The 2,575-nt window shown below is 75.4% G+C and carries 4 protein-coding genes; 2 read left to right on the top strand and 2 right to left on the bottom strand.

The features are described 5' to 3' along the window. Positions 1-98: 98 nt before the first annotated feature. Entirely contained in the window at positions 99-605 is a 507-nt protein-coding gene (locus tag MXD58_RS28690; RefSeq protein WP_248837203.1) for a nitroreductase/quinone reductase family protein, read from the bottom strand. A gap of 111 nt (positions 606-716) precedes the next feature. After that, entirely contained in the window at positions 717-929 is a 213-nt protein-coding gene (locus tag MXD58_RS28685) for a hypothetical protein (protein ID WP_248817837.1), read from the bottom strand. A gap of 325 nt (positions 930-1,254) precedes the next feature. Here MXD58_RS28685 and MXD58_RS28680 point away from each other — a divergent pair, with 325 nt between their 5' ends. Both MXD58_RS28680 and MXD58_RS28675 read left to right on the top strand, forming a co-directional pair. Beyond that, positions 1,255-1,425 (top strand): hypothetical protein, encoded by a 171-nt coding sequence (locus tag MXD58_RS28680; RefSeq protein WP_248837202.1) that lies wholly within the window; start codon positions 1,255-1,257, stop codon positions 1,423-1,425. Between the two features lie 124 nt (positions 1,426-1,549). After that, on the top strand, positions 1,550-2,575 hold a 1,026-nt coding region (locus tag MXD58_RS28675), incomplete at its 3' end, for an MBL fold metallo-hydrolase (protein ID WP_250611297.1).

The following is a 2,575-nucleotide window of genomic DNA, read 5'->3' as shown; positions in this document are numbered from 1 at the left end:
GCCGTCAGCGCCGCCGCCGTCAGCGCCGCCGCCGCGATCGCCGCCGCCGCGATCGCCACCGCGATCGGTGGCGGTGGCGCCATCGGTGTGCCGGACGCTCATCGCTCGCTGAGGGCGAAGACCGGGTGGCGGGGGGCGACCCGCGCGATCTCCTCGTCGGAGGAGTCGGGCCCGACGCCGTCGAAGAACACGCCAACCTCCGCCTTCCACCGCTTCAGGTACGCCCGCAGGACGGCGACGCTGTCCGCCGGCGGCACCTCGCTGCCCTGGTAATAGGTACGGGAACGACCGCGTAGCAGGCAGAGCTCGCCGTCGGCGGCGCGCACGTTGCGTACCCACTGACCGTGCCCGCGGGCGGAGACGAGGTACTGGCGGTCCTCGAAGGTCAGCAGGTTGACCGGGGTCCGCCGCGGTTCGCCACTGGTGCGCCCGCGTACCTCCAGCACCCGGCTGCCCAGCACGCTCACGCCGCCGCGGGTGAGCACGGCGACGAGGCGGTTGGCGACGTTGCGGGTGAACCAGCCCGGGGCGCGGTAGTGAGCGCCTGCCGGCCGGGCCGGGGGCTCGCCGGCCGGGTAGTCGGCGGTGTGGTTCCGGTCGGTCATGATCTGGTACCTCCCTGCGGCACACGCTGTCGGCTAACGTCGTTAGCCACGCGGCTAGCTAACAACGTTAGCCACGCTTCCGTCAAGCCCGCCGCCGGCGCGGCGACGCCGTCAGGTCACCGGGCGAAGGCTCATCGGGCCGTACACCCGCCGACCGGCCTCCAGCAGCGTCACCTGGACGACTCCCCCCTCGAGCAGCTCGCGATAGGTCTCGCCGATCCACGTCTCGGCGTCGCCCTGGCTGGTGAACGACTCCGAGCCGGCCGCACCGGCGATCGTCGCCGCCGAGCCGTCGTCGCCCTCGTAGCGCCAGGTCCACGTCATGCGTACGTCCCATCGCCGGGCGGCACACCGGGCGGCACACCGCGACTGCCCGGCCGGTCGGCCGGTGGCACCATCCAACCGTGTGCCTGCCGGCGGCGGCGCATCCGGCGATCAGCCGACCGCTTGGCGGTGGCGCGCCAGAGCCGAACCGGCGGCGCGGGCCAGCCGAGCGGACCGGCTCCCGGAAGTCCGACGCCACTGGCGCAGGCGGGGAGAACCAGGCCAGGATGTCCCCGACGCCGGTAATCTCGCACCCGAACGGGCCCACGGACATCCGAGCGCCATGACCGCCCAGAAACCCTGACCAGTCGGAGGATCGACCCGCGTGGGAACGACCGTCTACAACGCCGCCGCCCTCGCCGCCGAGTCGGCGGAGCACGACCCGCCGTTGACCTGGTGGGCCGCGGTGATCGTCACCTTCGTGGCGATCTTCCTGCTCGCGGGCGTGCTCGCGCTCATGACCCGCTGGGAGCGCAATCGACACCCGCACGGGTGAACCCCGTCCCCCGGACCCGGCCGACCGGCGCCGACCGCGTCGGCGCCGGTGTGGGTGGCCGCTGCCCGCAAGGTCGCCGCGCCCCGCGGGGTGAGGGCGGCCGTGCGGTGAAGGCGGCCGTGCGGTGAAGGTCACATTGCTCGGCACCGGCTCGGCCGACGGCTGGCCCAACCCGTGGTGCGACTGCGCGTCCTGCGCGTGGGCGCGCCGTCATAAGGTCCGCGGGCAGACCGCCGTGCTCGTCGACGGCGCGCTGCTGCTCGACTGCGGCCCGGACGTGCCGCGCACGGCCGCGCGGCACGGGATCAGACTGTCCGGGCTGCGGCACCTGCTGATCAGCCACGCCCACCCGGACCACCTCGGCCCGGAGAGCCTCCTGTGGCGGTCCTGGTCGTCCGCGGCGGCCCGGCCCCTCGACGTCGTTGCTCCGCCCGCCGCCCTCGCGGTGTGCCGCGCGTTCCTGACCCGCTGGGAGGGAACCGACCCGACCCGCGACGGTTCACCCCTGCGGTTCATCCCCGCGCTGGTGGACGCGGACGCCGCGGCCGCGCCGAACCCGGGCGCTTCGTGGCCGGCGGATCCGGGGCCGGCGGATCCGGGGCCGGCGGATCCGGGGCCGGCGGATCCGGGGTCGGGGGATCCGGGGTCGGGTGCTGGGGCCCTTCTTCTCGGCCCGGACGAGGCTCGCTACGTCGTGCGGCCGCTCGCGGCGCGCCACGGTGACGCGGACATCGGCCCGGCGGTCCTCTACGACGTGACCACCCCGGACGGCGGCCGGCTGCTGTACGGCTGCGACACCGGGGCGCCGCTGCCCGCGGCCACCCTCGACGCGGTCACCGGCCGGGCGTACGACGTGGTGCTGCTGGAGGAGAACAACGGCGACCGCCCCGGCTTCGGCGAGCACCTCGACCTCGCCACCTTCGCCGAACTCGTCGCCGAGCTGCGCCGCCGCGGCGCCGTCGTGCCCGCCACCCGGGTCCTCGCCGTACACCTGAGCCACCGCAATCCCCCCGGCGACGTGCTGACCCACCGCCTCGCCCAGGCCGGCGCGTCGGCCCCGGCCGACGGCGACACCTTCGACATCACGCCGCCCGCCCGCCCGGACGACGGCCCGGCCCCAGCGGCCACGCCGATCCCGACGCCCGCACCC

Origin of the sequence: Frankia sp. AgKG'84/4, from assembly GCF_023242965.2 — a bacterium.
In the GTDB taxonomy this organism is placed as follows: domain Bacteria; phylum Actinomycetota; class Actinomycetes; order Frankiales; family Frankiaceae; genus Frankia.
This window is presented reverse-complemented; position numbering and strand designations above follow the sequence as displayed.

Bases quoted from the DNA above. Each gene is read 5' to 3' on its own strand.
- MXD58_RS28690 (WP_248837203.1), bottom strand. From the start codon at position 605: ATGACCGACCGGAACCACACCGCCGACTACCCGGCCGGCGAGCCCCCG.
- MXD58_RS28685 (WP_248817837.1), bottom strand. From the start codon at position 929: ATGACGTGGACCTGGCGCTACGAGGGCGACGACGGCTCGGCGGCGACG.